The sequence below is a fragment of the Maricaulis sp. genome, from assembly GCF_048270265.1.
Classification (GTDB): Bacteria; Pseudomonadota; Alphaproteobacteria; order Caulobacterales; family Maricaulaceae; genus Maricaulis.
On the sequence record NZ_JBLWTD010000001.1, the window covers coordinates 173,231 to 189,628 of the forward strand.

The following is a 16,398-nucleotide window of genomic DNA, read 5'->3' on the forward strand; positions in this document are numbered from 1 at the left end:
CCCCACACTAGAAGGGGGCGACCAGACGGGCGCTGAGCGAGTGTCCCGTCTGGGATCCCGAGCTCTCGCCGAGATAGTCGAACCGCAGGTGCATGCTCGCCCCCATCCGGGCGGACATGCTGACCCCGGCCTGGAAGCGGTCGCGGTCGAAGCGGCTGCTCTCGGTCAGGAAGGAGGATGATGCACCCTGGAACCCGCCGAAAAGCGTTGCCGTCTCGTCGAGATATTCGTGGAGCCAGGCACCGTGGATCCGCACGGAGTATTGCCCCTCCGCCGCGCGCTCGCCCCAGACCAGGCTGGCGCCGAGCTTGCTGGTCAGGCTCTCCATCTGGCCCGGACGGACATTGAGGGCCGCGACCGGATCGCCGGCTTCGCTGAAGTCCTCCGTGTCTGTGGTGGCGAGGTTCAATGCCAGTTCCGGCTCGAACATCGCACCGCCGAGCATCGTGCCGGAGGATTGCCGCGCAATCCGGGCGCCGACACCGAGTGTGGTTGCGCGATAGCCGGCGCTGAGCGTGCCGGGAACGAAGCCGAGTGCGGGTGCGCGCCGTGTGTCGACATCATGGCTCATCCAGCCGAGCTGGCCGCTGAATGTGTAGGCCCCGGCCTGGCGTACGGCGTAGGCGGTGGCACCGAAATTATCGGTCTCGGCCTTCACATGATCGCCGGTGGCATCCGTGTGGTTGAAGCCGATGGCCAGACCGATGCTGCCCTGGCCCCGCGCCAGCTGGACCCCGGCCGAAAGGCCGCGATCACGGGTGTCGAGACCGTGGACGCCCGGGCTGGAGTCGATTTCGCCATTGCGCCCACTGGCCTCGAGCCAATAACCGCTGGCCGCCGGATCATTGCGGACGTGCGCGCTGACGCTGTCCATGAAGCGGCCATAGGCCTGGTTGTTGAGCGCGATCTGCGAGGCATGCACATCGCCGGACAATTCCTGCAATGCGACCGACTGGTCGGAGGCGGACAGGGCGAGAATGCCGTCCATCAGGTCCACCATGCCCTGGCCCGTGTTCTCGCCGAGCTCGGCATTGAGGTGGCCGCCGACTGCTGCTGCGTTGGGCGTCAGGGCATCGCCGGTGAAATCGACCTGTCGCACCAGAACGAGATCGAAGGCATTGCCGTTATTGCGGGCATAGGCGTTGAAGGCGTCGTTGACGCTGACCGAGCCGAAGCTGCCGCTAATGCCATCGCTCGCCGTCATCAACGTGAATTGCGAACGCACTGAATAGACGCCCGACGGGACCGTCTCGATCATGAGATCGCCGCCCTGCAGGGTGATGGCTCCGTCCACGACGAGCCGGTCGTGGAGACCGACACTGCTGACCTCTGCAGCGAAGACACTACTGGCGGTGAGGGTGACATCGCCGGTGACGTCCAGGCGTCCGATGGAATTGCCCGGGGCCAGTATGCCGTTGATGATCACGTCGCCGGTCAGCGTGCCATTGCCGCCGAGCCGTGTGTCGGCATCGGTGACAAGCAGGTCGAAGCTGGAATTGCCGGCGAAGCGCCAATCCCCGGAGAACACCAGGATCTGCTCGAAATTGACGTAGTTGTCGCCGTAGAAGAATCCGACTTCATCGCCGCCCGCTCGGAGCGAGATCCGGTCAAGGCCTTCGCCGCCATCGGACAGGCCGATGATCCGCGAGCTGGTGGTGAAGGACAGAACGTCGTCGCCGGCGCCCATGTCGATCGCGGTGCCCAGACCGAAATTGCCACCGATAATCGTGCCGTAATTGCCCAGGACATCCGCGCCGTCACCGCCGAGGAAAGCCAGGCCGTCGGCCTCGATCGTGCCGCTTTGCCAGTTGGTGGTGATGCTGCTCGTACCGGCGGTGCTGAACACGGCGATGCCGTTGGCGTCTGTGCCGAAGGCTTCGATCAGGCCGAAATTGGTGATGTGCGCGATCGGCGCGTCGGGATCAGCGGGCACGGCCCCTATGACCGATGACAGGCGCACGCCGATCGCTTCATCGCCCTCGACTCGGATCACACCGTCATTGATCAGGTCATTCGCGCTGCCCGCGATGCCAACCCCCTGGATGCCGAAGCCTGCCCCTAGGATCGAGCCTTCATTGCGGACTTCATTGCCCTCGCCATCGAGACGGATGGCAACGGAACTCCGGTTGTCGCCAAACACCTCGCCATCGGCGTCATAGCCGGCGGTGATCAGTCCGGCATTGGTCACGGAGATCCGGCTGCCGTCGACATCGATCGTGGCCTGATAGCTCAGGTCGGCATAGGCGCCCCGGATGATGCTCGATGCAAAGTTGACGATGGCGTTGTCGTCGCCGTCGACAGTGACGGCCGAGTTCTCGGCGAGGATCGAACCGGTATTGAGGACGATGTTGTTGTCGTCCTGCACCTGCACGCCAATGCCGTATTCGGGATCCATGACCGTGATCGAGCTGGCATTGATGAGTTGATGTCCACCGCCTCCGAGCGCGACGCCGACGCCACGCGGGCCGGAGGCGAGGATCGTGCCATTATTGGTGACCGCGATGCCGCCGTCCTCGGAGAAGACGGAAATGCCATATCCGCCCCACTCGTCATTGATGATGTCACCATTATTCTCGACTACACTGCCGCCAGCCTCGATCGTGATGCGCTCGAGCAGGCCGTTATTCTCCACCGCAACGGCCGCGGCCGGGCCGTCCAGGGCGAGAGGCGAGGCGATGCTGCGCAGGCGCGCACCTTCGGCAACAATGATCTGGCCGCCATTGATGAACCAGTCGCTTCCGGCATCCTCGCCCGTCAGGGTGAGGAGGGTCGGGCCATCCAGCTGGTGCAGCTCGAAGCCGGTCAGGTCTGACAGGTCGAGGGTGAGCTCGCCTTCGCCGGTGACGTGGAATTCGTCATAGCCCGCGCCACCGTCCAGCAGGCCTTCATAGCTGGAACCGCCGTAGAAGTAGACGACGTCTTCACCGAGGCCAAGGTCCAGTGCCGTGGCCCCCTGGATCGTACCGTAATTGTGGACGATCTCGTTGCCGTCGCCGCCCCTGACGCCGAACAGCTCACCCGCAATAAGTCCCCCCAACTCATTGACCAAGATTTGGTTCTGTCTGACGGAGCTTCCATAGCGTACGCCAGCGCGGGTGCCGTAGATCCGGCCGGTATTGACGACGAAGGCCACGGTTTCGGGGTAGGTCGTCCCATCCGATGAGTGCGTTTCGGTGGTGAGGATATTGAGGCCGAAGGCATCGTCGCCCTGGGCCGCAATGTCGCCTGTATTGACGAGGGTGTTGTCGGCGCCGGTGATCGAGACGCCGTTGGCGCCATCCCCCGCCGCCGCGATAAGGCCGTCGTTCAGGATCCAGTTTTCATTGCCGTCGACAGCCAGGCCGTCGGGGAGAAATGAATGGGGGGCAGTATCGCTCCCGGTGCCGAAATCGCCCCATAACCCGACTCCGGCAACGATCTCGCCGGTGTTTTCGATAGAGTTGTAGTCGCCGGTGACGCTCGCGCCCGCCACCGCGCCGCCCTCGCTCAGGGCGAGGATGAGGCCGGAATTGACCAGGGATCCATCATCGCCCTCCAGGCGGGCACCATAGGTGTCGCCGACGATTGCCCCGGCCACATTGACCAATTCCCACGCGTCGCCGGTGAGGTAGGCACCGGTCGTTTCATCCCCCTCAACCACGATGTCACCAAAGTTGATCAGAGAGGCGCCGCTGCCGGAAGCGCCGACACCGACCACCCAGGTCCCGGAGCCGTAGATCCCTCCGTCATTGACCATGTGCGCGTCAGGCCCGTCGGCGCTCATCAGCGCGCCAAACGGGGAATCCCCATGGATGATCCCCGCATTGAGGAGGTGGGAGTGCTCGCCGCTCACGGCGATATAGCCATCCTCGATCAGGCCGTAATTGAACACGTCAGCATCGTCGACACCGAAGAGTTCAATCGAGCCGCCTGCTGCGACCGTGCCAAAATTGATGACGCTGGTTCCAGGCGCCGCGCAACAGCCGAACACGCCGCCGATGCTGGCATCTTGATCAATGATGATGAGGCCGCTCTGGATCGCCCACTGCTGCGCCGATCCGTCGCCGAGCAGTGTCAGCTCGCCGGAGCCGGCCATGGTGTAGCTTTCGAAATTGAGCAGGCGCGACATGTCCAGCTCGTTGTCGTACCCGTCGACATCGGCGGTCAGGAAGTCGAAACCGTCGCCGGCATCGATCGTGTCATTGGGCAGGTCGTCCGATGTGATCACATGGTCGTCACTGCCGGGGGTGAGGACAATATCGGCTGCGGCGGTGGCGGGCACCGTGCCGGCCATCAGCGCGCCCAGTGCACCGGCGAGCGCCCAGCGGCTCACGCTTCCCGTCAGCCGGGTTTTGTATCCTGAGATATCCCGTGTCTGCGCCGGGCCTGCATCGATTGAATTTTCCATGACATACCTCGAATATTGGGGTCGGCACCTGCGTCCGACGTGAGGCGGGAGAAGGCCGTTTTCGAGGTTTTCTGTAAATACGACGATCGTCGTATTTTGTGGTCGTTTGGCGGGCCAAAGTGACGGCCTGGCTGGCCGGAGCCCGGGCGCCAGGCCTGCTCATCCGGGGTTCGGGCTACATCTGCCGATTCCCCTTGCTGACTTGCCAAAATCGGGCGCATGGTGGGTGGCTTTGACGTCCGGTGCGGGTGCCGCATCGCGCATCGTCAGGGCGGTTATCCGGGGCTTGCGCCCCATTGGTCATCCAGGAGAGAGACCCCCATGAACAAGTTCGTTTTGGCCATGATGGCAGCGTCGAGCCTGAGCCTGATCGGCTCGTCGGCATTTGCCATGGACCACCATATGGCCGGCGAAACCGCTGCGCCGAGCGAGGAAGCCTGCATGGCGCTGTATGACGGCCTGATGGCTGACGTCGCCGAAGGCGATCAGGCGGCGCATGACGCCGTCTTGGCCAATCTGGACGATGCGACTCGCGCCAGCTTCAATGCCTGCCACGACATCATTCATGCCCGCCACCATCCCGAGGACGCCTCCGCTGACGGTCATCATGACGACAGCGCGCAGGACATGCCGCATGAAGACATCGCACCGGCCCACGACCACGACATGCACGAGGCGCCAGAGGCCTCCATGCCCCAGGAATAATCTGGGATCATAAAGCCGAAGAGGGCGGTACCGGTCACCGGTGCCGCCTTTTTCATGCCGCGGAACCGCCGGGTTGAGCGCGGCGGGTGCGACAAGACCAGGGGGCTCGCGGGGGTGAGGTGTCCCTGGCACCGGGCTCAGTCGTCCGGGTTCGGCTCTGCGATTCCGGTTTGATCGATGATCTCCTGCTCCGGAGGGGTGAGCGGCTGCGGTCCGGCGGGCAGGATATCGGCATAGGCCGGGTCTATTTCATGGGCCAGGCAGGGCGGCGAGGCAAAACCGCGCGGGGTGTTCTTGGGATCGCTCATTCGACATCTCCTTTCAATCCGCGCCAGACAGGCCGCCGCGGGTGAGGCTCCTGCCTGGCGAAAGTCGGGCCGGGCCCCGGCATCGTGGCGGGCGCGATTTCAGGGCTTGTCTCACGCATAGACCCTGCTAATAGGTATTGTAAATACCAATTGCGAGTCGAGTCGTCATGCGCCTGACCTCCTTCACCGATTTCGGCCTGCGCGCCCTGATGCGGATGGCCTCCGATCCTGACCGGGCCTATTCCACGGCGGAACTGGCCGATGAATTCGACCTGTCACGGCATCATCTCACCAAGATCATGGCGAGCCTGGCCCAGGCCGGAATCGTGATGACACGGCGCGGCGGTGGCGGTGGGGCCCGCCTGGCCCGGCCCGCCGGCCAGATCGGTCTGGGCGATATCATCCGCGTGCTGGAAGGCGACCAGGCGCTGGTCAATTGCTTCGCTGCCGATGGTGGCAATTGCTCGATCACGCCGCATTGCCGCCTCAAGACCCGCCTGCGCGAGGCCGAGACGGCCTTTCTGACCGAGCTTGACCGGTCCACCCTGGCCGATGTCGCGCTGCCATCGCTGGCCGGTATCGCCGATCCCCAACCCGCAACAGGAGACCCAAGGCATGGATAACTGGCTTTCCGCCCTGATCGCGGTCAGCGCCGTGATCGCCACCCGTTTCGCCACCATCTCCGCGGCGAACAACTACTGGTCTGCGTCAAGATGACCCTCAATCCGGGCATTCAACGGGCCCGGAACCTCGTATATTTCGCCCCCGCGCCTGATTTTCAGGCCCGCACCTGACACGAGAGCACCATGATCGCCCTGCAAAAAATCTCGACCGATATCTGGGACATGAAATACCGGTTCAAGAGCGGCGAGAGCGGGGTGGTCGACAAGACCATCGAGGACACGTGGGACCGGGTCGCCACGGCGCTGTCGCGCTGCGAGGGCAAGAAGGCGGCGCATTGGAAGCGCGAATTCCGGCGCGCGCTGGAGGATTTCCGCTTCCTCCCGGCCGGCCGCATCGTGTCCGGCGCCGGTACCGGCCGCAATGTGACCCTGTTCAACTGTTTCGTGATGGGCACCATCCCCGACAGCCTGGGCGGGATTTTCGACATGTTGCGCGAAGCGGCGTTGACGATGCAGCAGGGCGGCGGCATCGGCTATGATTTCTCCACCATCCGGCCGAAGGGCGATCATGTTGCCGGCGTCGATGCCGATGCCAGCGGACCTCTGAGCTTCATGGATGTGTGGGATGCGATGTGCCGCACCATCATGAGCGCCGGCTCGCGCCGCGGCGCGATGATGGGGGTGATGCGCGACCACCACCCCGATATTCTCGCCTTCATCGAGGCCAAGCGGGACCAGGCGCGCCTGCGCAATTTCAATCTCTCCGTCCTCGTCAGCGATGCCCTGATCGAGGCCGTCGACAAGGACGCCGACTGGCCGCTGCATTTCAACGGCAAGGTCCACACCACCCTGCGCGCGCGCGATCTCTGGGACGCGATCATGCAGGCGACCTATGACTGCGCCGAGCCGGGCGTGATCTTCATCGACCGCATCAACCAGACCAATAACCTGTCCTGGCTGGAAACGATTGCCGCGACCAATCCCTGCGGTGAACAGCCGCTGCCGCCCTATGGCGCTTGCCTGCTCGGATCGGTCAATCTCAGCCGTTTCGTGTCGGAGCCTTTCACCGAGGCCGCCGATATCGACCCGGAAGCCCTGAAAACCTGCGTCGCGACCGCGGTGCGGATGATGGACAATGTGGTTGATGTCAGCAATTTCCCGCTCGAGAAACAGCGCGAGGAGGCCTTCAACAAGCGCCGGCTCGGCCTCGGCGTGACCGGGCTGGGCGATGCCCTCATCATGTGCGGCATTCGCTATGGCTCCGACGATGCGGTCGCGGCGGTTGATCGCTGGCTCGGCCTGATCGCCAACGAGGCCTATCGCACCAGCGCCCTGCTGGCCGCCGAGAAGGGGGCTTTCCCGCTCTATGAGGCGGAGCATTATCTCAAGGCGCCGATGATCCAGGCCCTGGACGAGGATGTCCGCGCCCTGATCGCCGAACATGGCATCCGCAACAGCCATCTCACCTCGATCGCCCCGACCGGCACCATCTCGCTCTATGCCAACAATACCAGCGGCGGCGTCGAGCCGGTGTTCGGTTATGTCTTCAACCGCAAGGTCCTGCAGCCCGACGGCTCGCGTATCGAGGAGCCGGTCCAGGACTTCGCCTATCTCACCTTCCGCGCCCTGTTCGGGGAGGAGGCGGCGCTGCCGGACTATTTCGTCGAGGCGGACGGGCTGACCCCGCGCGAGCATGTCGTGATGCAGGCGGCGGCGCAGAAATGGGTCGACAGTTCGATCTCCAAGACCATCAACCTGCCGCGCGATATCGATTTCGAGGCCTTCAAGTCGGTCTACCGGCTGGCCTATGATCTGGGCTGCAAGGGCTGCACGACCTACCGGCCCAATGACATCACCGGTTCGGTCCTGTCCAAGCCCGAAGCGCCGGCGGCCGCGGCCTCAAGCGCCGGTGCCACACCGGCCGGCTTCATGAACCGGCCCGAGGAATTGCCCGGGCAGACCTACAAGATCCGCTGGCCGCAAAGCGAGCATGCGATCTATGTCACCATCAATGATATTCTCGAGACCCGCGAAAGCGCCGATGGCGAGACCGTCACCACACGGCGGCCCTTCGAGATTTTCATCAATTCCAAGAATATGGATCACTACGCCTGGACCCTGGCGCTGACGCGGATGATCTCCGCCGTGTTCCGGCGTGGCGGCGATGTCCGCTTTGTCGCCGAGGAACTCGGCGCCGTGTTCGATCCCCAGGGCGGCGCCTTCGTCAATGGCCGCTATGAGCCGAGCCTTCTGGCGGTGATCGGCGGCGTCATCGAACGCCATCTCAATACGCTCGAGGGCGCCGGGGCGCCGGTGACGATCGTGCCCGAGGCACAGCGCGCAGCGGCGGGCAGGGCCGAGGTCGAGGCCGTCGCCGGACGTCCGACGGAGCCGCTCTGCCCGAAATGCCATCAACCCACCATCCGCAAGCTGGAGGGCTGTAATACCTGCACCAGCTGCGGCTATTCCAAGTGCAGCTGAGGCCGCGATGAGCCCGGTCACCATCACCGCCGGAGACTTCACCGTCGATGCCGGCCTGCTCGCGGGCGCCTTCGGCCTCGACCATGACGCGGTGAAGGCCAGGATGCGCGCCGGCGAGATCACCAGCGCCTGCGCCACCGGCGTCGGCGAGGATGCGGGCCGCTTCCAGCTCACCTTCCGCTATCAGGCCCGCGCCTTGAGGCTGATTGTCGATGAGAGCGGGGCCGTGCTGTCGAAGGCGATGGAGATCGACGGGCGCCGGCGCAAGCCTGCGGTCACCGGCGCTGCCGGGGGATAGGCATAGCGAGCAGGCCCTCATTCCCGGGCGATGTTCCGAAAATAATGGCGGCAGGCACCCGTTTCCCCAAGCCAGGTATCTATAAGACCGGTTGAATTCCCAATCCTGCCCCGGCTGAATCCCGGCATGGTTTTCGGGGCGGGGTCTGGCCGCTCGGGCCGGATGAAAACTCACCCGGCGGACAGGGGCGTCCTCTGCCTTCCCTGGGGGAAGCCCGGCTTCGGTCAATGCCGGACTCCTTCGTCGGCCCATCCAATCCGCCCCAATCCCATCTGCGCTATAATCGGGCGAAATTCGCTCTTTGACATCGTTGGCCCGTCAAGACTTCTCGCCTCCGGCCGTGAGAGTGAATGGTCGCCGGTGACAGTCTGCCACGACCCTGCCATCCAGGAATCGCCTGTTCCCTTGCGGCTCCACGGCTCCCGTCGGGGCAATGGCAGACTGGCAGACAGTGCGTCCCGTTTCACATAATCCTGTTCATCTTCGATGAGGGGCCGGGGTCTTTGATACATATCCCTTTCGGCCTGCATCCGCCCGTCGCTGTCCTCACCATTCCCCCGCATCCGGCATCAGCGCGCCGCGCTCTCGGCATCCTCGCTATCCGTCAATGGTAACGGGCGCGGGACCGGGGGGCTGCGGCGGCAGCCACGCAACTGCACCATTTCCCCCCGAATCCTTGACAGAACGCCCTGGTCACCGGCATGTCGCGGCAACTCCATTCACGCTCATTGCGGACCTTGAAAACCATGCACGCTTATCGCTCCCATACCTGTGGCCAGCTTCGCCCGAGTGAAGTCGGCCAGACGGCCCGGATTTCCGGCTGGATCCACCGCAAGCGCGACCATGGTGGCCTGCTCTTCATCGATCTGCGCGATCATTACGGCATCACCCAGTGTGTGCTCGAGCCGGAGAGCGAGCATTTCGAACGGCTGGAGCGTCTGCGCGTCGAAAGCGTTGTCACCATTACCGGTGAAGTCGTGGCGCGCGATGACGAGGCGGTGAACCCCAATCTGCCGACCGGCGGCATTGAAGTGCGCGTGCGCGATCTCGCCGTGCAGTCGGAAGCGGAGGAGCTGCCGCTGCCCGTCTTCGGTGAGCCGGATTGGTCCGAAGAGGTTCGCCTCAAGCACCGCTATATCGATCTGCGCCGCGAAAGCCTGCACAAGCGCATCGTGTTGCGCTCCAAGATCATCGACTCGATCCGCCGCCGCATGGTCGATGAGGACTTCGTCGAATACCAGACGCCGATCCTCACCGCCTCCTCGCCGGAAGGCGCGCGCGATTTCCTCGTGCCGTCACGCCTGCATCCGGGCAAGTTCTATGCCCTGCCGCAGGCGCCGCAGCAGTTCAAACAGCTGATCATGGTCTCCGGCTTTGACCGCTATTTCCAGATCGCGCCATGCTTCCGCGATGAAGACGCCCGCGCCGACCGCGCACCGGGTGAATTCTACCAGCTCGACATGGAAATGAGCTTCGCGACCCAGGAAGACGTGTTCAATGTCATCGAGCCGGTCCTCAAAGGCCTGTTCGACGAATTCGCTGATGGCCGCACCGTGCCGAACACGGCCTTTGAGCGCGTCACCTATGCCGACTCCATGGCCTGGTATGGCTCCGACAAGCCGGATCTGCGTAATCCGATCAAGATGAGCGATGTCACCGAGACCTTCCGCGGTTCCGGTTTCAAGGTCTTCGCCGGCATGATCGAGAAGAACCCCAAGGTCGCTGTCTGGGCTATTCCCGCCCCGACCGGCGGCAGCCGCGCTTTCTGTGACCGGATGAATTCCTGGGCCCAGAAAGATGGCCAGCCCGGCATGGGCTATATCTTCTGGCGCGAGACCGATGGCGTGCTCGAGGCCGCTGGCCCGGTTGCCAAGAATATCGGCGAGGAACGCACCGAGGCCCTGCGGGTTTCGCTCGATCTGAAGGCCGGCGATGCCGTCTTCTTCGCCGCTGGCGAGCCGAAAGCCTTTGCCAGCTTTGCCGGACGCGCCCGCGATGTCGTCGGCACCGAGCTCGACCTGTGCGAGAAGAATGTCTTCAAATTCTGCTGGATCGTCGATTTCCCGATGTATGAGTGGGACGAAGACAACAAGAAGATCGATTTCTCGCACAACCCGTTCTCGATGCCGCAAATCTCGGCCGAGGAATTCCTCGCGATCGAGGAGGGCGATGATGAAACCCTGCTCGGCCTCAAGGCCTTCCAGTATGACATCGTCTGCAATGGTATCGAGCTGTCCTCCGGCGCGGTGCGCAACCACCGTCCCGATGTGATGCTGAAAGCCTTCGCCCATGCCGGCTATGACGCCGCCACCGTGGAAGAGGAATTTGGCGGCATGCTCAATGCCTTCCGCTATGGCGCTCCGCCACACGCCGGTATCGCCCCGGGCGTCGACCGGATCGTGATGATCCTCGCCGGTGTCGACAATCTGCGCGAGATCGTGATGTTCCCGAAGGACCAGCAGGCGCGCGATCTGATGATGAACGCCCCGGCCGAAGTCGAGATGAAGCAATTGCGCGAACTGCACATCCGCAATGTGATCCCGGAAGCCAAGAAGACCAGCTAGGCCGGCTTGCCCGGACCCGAATGACAAACGGCCGGAGAGCAATCTCCGGCCGTTTTATTGTGGGTTCTGCGGCGCTAGTGCTGCCGTTGTGGCTCAGGTGGCAGAGGCGGCTGGTGGGCCTCGTTTGGCGGCGGGACAATCCAGATATGGTTGTCGTCACGCCCGTGCAGCTCGATCGTGATGTCGCGTTGGTGCTGGCGCTCCCGCTCACGCAGGATTTCGGCACGCGACCGTTCGATCTCGGCCCGCGCCCGTTCCACCTCGGCCCTGGCCGCGGCGCGCTCGGCTTCCGCTGTCGCCGAGCTGCGTCCCTGCTGCACCCGGCTGATTTCCCGCTCCGCACGCGCAATGTCGCGCAGCGCAGCCGCGGAAATGCCGCGAAGGGTTTCGTCATCGAGGCCCTCGCCACGGATCCCGGATATCAGGCCATCGCCCTGCAAGAGTTGCACAATCTGTCCGTCATCAGTCTCGAACTGGACCGTCATGCTGCTGTCGCCGCTGCGGCTGACACGCCAGCCAAAACGGTATGAGTCGCCATTGTCGGCGACGGTGTTTGATCGCTGCCCACAGAGCGGCAGATCGAAGCCGCCATCGATCCGCGTCGCTTCGTCGCCACAGGCGCCGCGCATGGCTTCTTTCGACAGGCCGGTAATATCGGTGATGACGGCAGCGGTGAAATTGACCCCGCCCAGGTCGGCGCCGGTGAAGTTGACGCCTTCCAGGGCGGCATTCTCGAAACTGGCACCGCGCAGGTCGGCATCAAGGAAGCTGGCATCCGCGCCGGTGACGTCGGTGAAATTGGCCCCGTGCAGCAAGGCGCCGCGGAAATTGGCGTCTGAGATGCGTGATCGGAAGAAATTGGCCTGCCTGAGTGTGGCATTCGCAAACACGGCGTCTTCCAGCCGGCTGCCGATGAAGGTGGCGAACGCCATCTGCGTGTCGGTGAAATTTGTATCGTCCAGATCGGCGTCGGAAAAATTCACGCGCTCGATGCGGCTTTCGGTGAAGTCGGCGCCGCTCATGTCGGTGCGCAGGAAGGTGACGCCGCTCAGGCGGGAATGGGTGAGATTGGTGTCACTGAAATCGGTGTCGGTGAAACGGCTCTCGACGATGGTGGTGCCACCGAGTTCCGAGTCGGAGAAATCCGAGTCCACGAAATTGGCGCCGATGAAGATCGCGCCGGCCAGATTCTTGTCGGAGAAGTCGCAGGAATCGCACTCGCCGCCGATGGCGAGGCCGCGCCTTGGATGGTCGTCACCCAGTGCCCAGCCCGGCTGAGTGGAAATCAGCAGGCTCATGGCACCGAGGGCGAATATGGTGGCGGGGTTCCGCATGTCTTGATGGATAGAACAGGATCCGGCTGGTGACGACTTAAATCACAGTAACCCGTAAGCAATCCTCGCCTGGCGGGCAAGATGGCGTCCCGGGATCAGGGGCGGCAGGGCCGCACATGCAGGCCGGCCGGCAATTCGGTCGAGGCATCGCCGCAGGCCTGGTTGAGCTGGGACTGGGTCAGGCCGACAGCGAGCGCCATCTCAGCACCGGAAATATTGGCACCGGCCAGATTGGCGCCGCTCAGATTGGCACCGCCGAAATAGGCGCCGACCATCACGGCGTGGCTCATATCGGCATTGCGGAAGGAGGCGCGGCTGAAACGGGCGCCGAACATATTGGCGACCGACAGATTGGCATTGTCGAATTTCGTCCGGTTCATGGTCGCGAGGGCCAGACTGGCCTGGCGCAGTCGCGAGCCGGACAGATCTAGATCGGGCAAGTCGAGATAGCTGAGCTCGGCCTGGAAGAGATTGCAGCCGGGACAGGACTGACCCGCCTGGACACGGGCGATCTGTGCCCCGTCCTGGGCGTTTGCCGCAGCCGAGGCCGACAGGATAATCGCGATGGCAACCAGAATTCGTTTCATAATGAGGCGCTCCGAGCCTGAGGCAGGGCCCGATGCAAGCCGCACGCCGTTCCGGCGATCAGTCCGAGGTCCAGTTGCAGGCATCGCATCGGTGGGCATTCTCGCTGTGGACGACGGTGAAATGGCCGCATTCCGGGCAGGGATCGCCGGAATACAGGCTGACATCACGGACCTTCCCTGTCTGGGCGGACGCAAGGGTGTCGAGCACGTCCAGCTCGCCCGTACCGTTCCCTGCCTGCCCGCTGGCGACCTTGCGCGCGGCATTGGCGAACATCACGATATTGTCCGGAACCTGGCCGCGGCTGAAGCCCTTCGAGATGAAGCGGGCGGCATCCTGTTGCGACAGTTTTTCCTCCGCCACACCCTTGCCCAGCCCGCCCTGGTCGGCGGCGTCCGGCGAAAGTTCGGCCAGATCGTCGCGGCCGAGATAGGAGACGCCGAGCTCGCGGAACAGATAGTCCAGGATCGAGGTGGCGTGCTGGATCGAGTCATTCCCGGTCACGGCACCGGCCGGTTCGAAACGGGTGAAGACGAAGGCGTCGACGAATTCCTCGAGCGGCACGCCATATTGCAGCCCGATCGAGATCGCGATGGCGAAATTATTCATCAGGGAGCGGAAGGCGGCGCCTTCCTTGTGCATGTCGATGAAGATCTCGCCGACTTCGCCATCCTCGAATTCGCCCGTGTGGAGATAGACCTTGTGGCCACCGACAGTGGCTTTCTGGATATAGCCCTTGCGGCGGTCGGGCAGTTTGCGGCGCGCCGCCGGCTGCTCGACCACGCGCTCCACAGTACGCTCGACGGTTCGTTCGATCACACGTTCGGCAGCTGGTTCGGTGGTGTAGTCGCCCTTGTCGAAATCAATCGCTGGCAGCAGGTCGAGCAGGCCCGAGCGATTGCGCCGCAGCGTCAGACGCCGCAGGCCCAGCGCGGCCGCCTGGTCGATCAGGCTGGCGACATCATCGATCGTGCTTTCACCATCCAGCGCGAGGCGCGTCTCGACGCTGCCATTGATCTGGGCCTCCAGTGCCGCACTCATCAGCAGCTGATCGCCCGGGGATGCGGCGGCGAACACCGAGCGCCACTCGAGCGGAAGCTCCGTGGCGTCGTCCAGCGTGCCGCTGCCATGGGCATGCCGGTCAGCGGCGGCGATCTCGGCTTCGGTGAAACCCAGCGCCCGGGCGAGGGACTGGCCGTCCCGCTCCAGGACATCGGCGCCCAGGCCGAGACTGGTGCGGCAGACCTGCTCGCCCAGCGTCCAGCGATTCAGGGCGTAGCGCACCGAGGCGCCGTCGCCGATGGAATCCTCGATGCGCTCGATCGCGGCTTCCGGCACGCCCAGCGCCTCCAGCGCCGCTACCGAGATGGCCGGTGCGCTGCGCAGCGTGCCGTGGCCGGCCGCATGGTCTTCGGCGGCCTCGATTTCGGTCGCGCTGGCACCCAGGCGTTGCAGCCCGCTGCGCACGCTGACGCGCAGGCGGTGACCACCGGAAATGCCGCCATCGGCGATGATGGCGTTCTCGACCGGCATCGCGCCCTGGCTGTCACTGTCCAGCATGGGCGCGATCGCGGCTTCCGGTGCGGCGCAGGCCAGCGTCAGGCCCGGACGGGCCAGGGCAGAACGCGGCGCGAAGCGCGATGAGGTTCGCTCAAGCTCGGCTGTGAGCGCGGTGAAAGTGGCAGGCAGTGCGCCGCTCTCCGGATCAGGGCCGAGCCCGGGCGCCAGCGCGCCCAGCTCGCCGGCGGTTTCGCGCAGGCACAGCGTCGCCAGTCGCCCGATCGCCGCCATCACCTGGCGGGCATCGACGCTTCCATAGGCCAGGCCGGCGGCGCCCAGCAGGGCGCCTGCGCCTGTCAGGTTCAGTGTGCCGGCCGTATCCGCGGTCCGCGGCGCGCTCAGCGTCAGGGCGCAGGACCACAGCCGCACCGCGTCGGCGAACAGGTTGGCGCGAAACCCGGCCTCTGCGTCGAGAAAGGCGGGAAGGTTGATATGCAGCACCGGACCGCTATGGGCGGGGCTGGCCTTGAAGGCGAGGGCCGGTGCCCCGAAACTCCAGATGGAGCGGGCGAGACTGTCGCGAAACTCGCGCGCCTGCACGACCGTATGGCCCGGCGCGGTGTCCCCACCGAAATGCCAGGCTTCATCGGCCTCGATGGCGCGGGCAAGGGCGGCAGGGATCTGGACCACGCTGTCCGTGTGCCGGGCGGCTGGCGGTTGCAGGGTGTTGAGGGCATCTGCGGCGATGCCTTGGCGGGCGAGGGCCAGGGCGCGCTCGACGGTTTCCTCGGCGATGCCGTCACGCAGGGCAGCCCGCATGGCGCGGGCAAGGGCGGCATTGCGGCGCGGATCGAAACACTCTTCGCCCTCGCCAGAGCAACGCAGGCAGGCCTGGGTAATCGCATCGAGCCGGTCACGCGTGACCCGCGCGCCGACATCGAGCATGCCCTCACGTGTCGCGGCCTCGGTCACGGCCCGCAATCGGGCCGGGGCTTCAGCGCAGCCAGCTTCGATCATCTCGGGCTGCGGCGCCAATTGCGCCGGCGGGACGGGTAGGCCGTAGGCCCAGTCAATACCGCCATGGCGGCACAATTCCGCGTCCGGGACGACATAGCGCCCGCGCAGGCTTGCGGCAATTTCCCGGTGGAAAACCGGGGCGTCTTCGGCACTGTCGAGTCCGCCATGTCGCGCCACCGACCAGGTCAGCGATCCGGCGATGCGCGAGATGACGGTGTCATAGCCGCTTTCCGGCGCCAGCTGGTCATCTTCGGGCAATTGTGGTGACAGGCCACCGAAGGCCTGCAGGCCGGGCCGTGGACGGGTAGCGGCCGGACGAGCCTCGTCCAGCAGCTGGGCGAGGCTCAATGCTGCAGCCGGGCTCCAGTCCTGCGGTACTGTGATGGTGCGCCCGGCGCCGGTCGTGCGCTCGCCGTCGGGATCGCCACAGGCATCGACTTCGCGCTGCACATAGGCGTGGCGATCGCCGGCGGCGGCAATGGCCTCGGCGAAGCGATGATTGAGTTTCATGATCCCACCTTTTTATCCCCGAATCGCCCGGAGTTAACGAAAGTCTAACGCTGATATGGCGCTGTCAGAAGCCCGCAGTGTTCAAG

Annotated in this window: 11 protein-coding genes; 6 read left to right on the forward strand and 5 right to left on the reverse strand. The window is 64.5% G+C overall.

Translation table 11 applies throughout. The annotated features are described in order from the left end of the window. Nucleotides 1-7: 7 nt before the first annotated feature. Nucleotides 8-4,312 (reverse strand): autotransporter domain-containing protein, encoded by a 4,305-nt coding sequence (locus tag ACN0YF_RS00880; protein WP_417492968.1) that lies wholly within the window; start codon nt 4,310-4,312, stop codon nt 8-10. Between the two features lie 396 nt (nt 4,313-4,708). On the opposite strand from ACN0YF_RS00880, the gene ACN0YF_RS00885 reads away from it, so the two are divergent. After that, complete coding sequence (locus ACN0YF_RS00885) at nt 4,709-5,092, forward strand: hypothetical protein (protein WP_417481495.1); 384 nt, start codon at nt 4,709-4,711, stop codon at nt 5,090-5,092. Nucleotides 5,093-5,229: 137 nt separating this feature from the next. Here the strand turns inward: ACN0YF_RS00885 and ACN0YF_RS00890 are convergent, their stop codons facing one another. Then, entirely contained in the window at nt 5,230-5,400 is a 171-nt protein-coding gene (locus tag ACN0YF_RS00890; RefSeq protein ID WP_417492969.1) for a hypothetical protein, read from the reverse strand. Between the two features lie 167 nt (nt 5,401-5,567). On the opposite strand from ACN0YF_RS00890, the gene ACN0YF_RS00895 reads away from it, so the two are divergent. From ACN0YF_RS00895 to aspS, 5 genes are all read left to right on the forward strand, one after another. Next, a complete protein-coding gene (locus ACN0YF_RS00895; RefSeq protein WP_417492970.1) occupies nt 5,568-6,023 on the forward strand; it encodes an Rrf2 family transcriptional regulator in 456 nt (151 codons plus the stop codon). Further along, nucleotides 6,016-6,117 (forward strand): hexameric tyrosine-coordinated heme protein, encoded by a 102-nt coding sequence (locus ACN0YF_RS00900; protein WP_417492971.1) that lies wholly within the window; start codon nt 6,016-6,018, stop codon nt 6,115-6,117. The genes ACN0YF_RS00895 and ACN0YF_RS00900 overlap by 8 nt, the downstream gene beginning before the upstream one ends. Nucleotides 6,118-6,206: 89 nt before the next feature. Beyond that, the gene (locus ACN0YF_RS00905) at nt 6,207-8,504 is read left to right on the forward strand and encodes an adenosylcobalamin-dependent ribonucleoside-diphosphate reductase (protein ID WP_417492972.1); all 2,298 of its coding nucleotides are present in this window, start codon (nt 6,207-6,209) and stop codon (nt 8,502-8,504) included. A 7-nt stretch (nt 8,505-8,511) separates the two neighbouring features. Beyond that, nucleotides 8,512-8,802, forward strand: coding sequence for a DUF6522 family protein (locus tag ACN0YF_RS00910; RefSeq protein WP_417492973.1), 291 nt, complete (start codon nt 8,512-8,514; stop codon nt 8,800-8,802). Nucleotides 8,803-9,548: 746 nt separating this feature from the next. Further along, nucleotides 9,549-11,366 carry an aspartate--tRNA ligase gene (aspS, locus tag ACN0YF_RS00915; RefSeq protein WP_417492974.1) on the forward strand — a complete coding sequence of 606 codons (1,818 nt, stop codon included), beginning with the start codon at nt 9,549-9,551 and terminating at the stop codon, nt 11,364-11,366. A gap of 74 nt (nt 11,367-11,440) precedes the next feature. Here the strand turns inward: aspS and ACN0YF_RS00920 are convergent, their stop codons facing one another. From ACN0YF_RS00920 to ACN0YF_RS00930, 3 genes are all read right to left on the reverse strand, one after another. Further along, on the reverse strand, nt 11,441-12,664 hold the full coding sequence (locus ACN0YF_RS00920; protein WP_417492975.1) for a pentapeptide repeat-containing protein: 1,224 nt from the start codon (nt 12,662-12,664) through the stop codon (nt 11,441-11,443). Between the two features lie 131 nt (nt 12,665-12,795). Continuing rightward, nucleotides 12,796-13,287 carry a pentapeptide repeat-containing protein gene (locus ACN0YF_RS00925; RefSeq protein ID WP_417492976.1) on the reverse strand — a complete coding sequence of 164 codons (492 nt, stop codon included), beginning with the start codon at nt 13,285-13,287 and terminating at the stop codon, nt 12,796-12,798. A gap of 58 nt (nt 13,288-13,345) precedes the next feature. Beyond that, entirely contained in the window at nt 13,346-16,312 is a 2,967-nt protein-coding gene (locus ACN0YF_RS00930) for a hypothetical protein (protein WP_417492977.1), read from the reverse strand. Nucleotides 16,313-16,398: the final 86 nt, after the last annotated feature.

Excerpts from the sequence above, each read along its gene's own strand:
- ACN0YF_RS00885 (WP_417481495.1), top strand. The coding sequence starts at position 4,709 with ATGAACAAGTTCGTTTTGGCCATGATGGCAGCGTCGAGCCTGAGCCTG.
- ACN0YF_RS00890 (WP_417492969.1), bottom strand. The coding sequence starts at position 5,400 with ATGAGCGATCCCAAGAACACCCCGCGCGGTTTTGCCTCGCCGCCCTGC.
- ACN0YF_RS00895 (WP_417492970.1), top strand. The coding sequence starts at position 5,568 with ATGCGCCTGACCTCCTTCACCGATTTCGGCCTGCGCGCCCTGATGCGG.
- ACN0YF_RS00900 (WP_417492971.1), top strand. The coding sequence starts at position 6,016 with ATGGATAACTGGCTTTCCGCCCTGATCGCGGTCAGCGCCGTGATCGCC.
- ACN0YF_RS00905 (WP_417492972.1), top strand. The coding sequence starts at position 6,207 with ATGATCGCCCTGCAAAAAATCTCGACCGATATCTGGGACATGAAATAC.
- ACN0YF_RS00910 (WP_417492973.1), top strand. The coding sequence starts at position 8,512 with ATGAGCCCGGTCACCATCACCGCCGGAGACTTCACCGTCGATGCCGGC.
- aspS (WP_417492974.1), top strand. The coding sequence starts at position 9,549 with ATGCACGCTTATCGCTCCCATACCTGTGGCCAGCTTCGCCCGAGTGAA.
- ACN0YF_RS00920 (WP_417492975.1), bottom strand. The coding sequence starts at position 12,664 with ATGAGCCTGCTGATTTCCACTCAGCCGGGCTGGGCACTGGGTGACGAC.
- ACN0YF_RS00925 (WP_417492976.1), bottom strand. The coding sequence starts at position 13,287 with ATGAAACGAATTCTGGTTGCCATCGCGATTATCCTGTCGGCCTCGGCT.
- ACN0YF_RS00930 (WP_417492977.1), bottom strand. The coding sequence starts at position 16,312 with ATGAAACTCAATCATCGCTTCGCCGAGGCCATTGCCGCCGCCGGCGAT.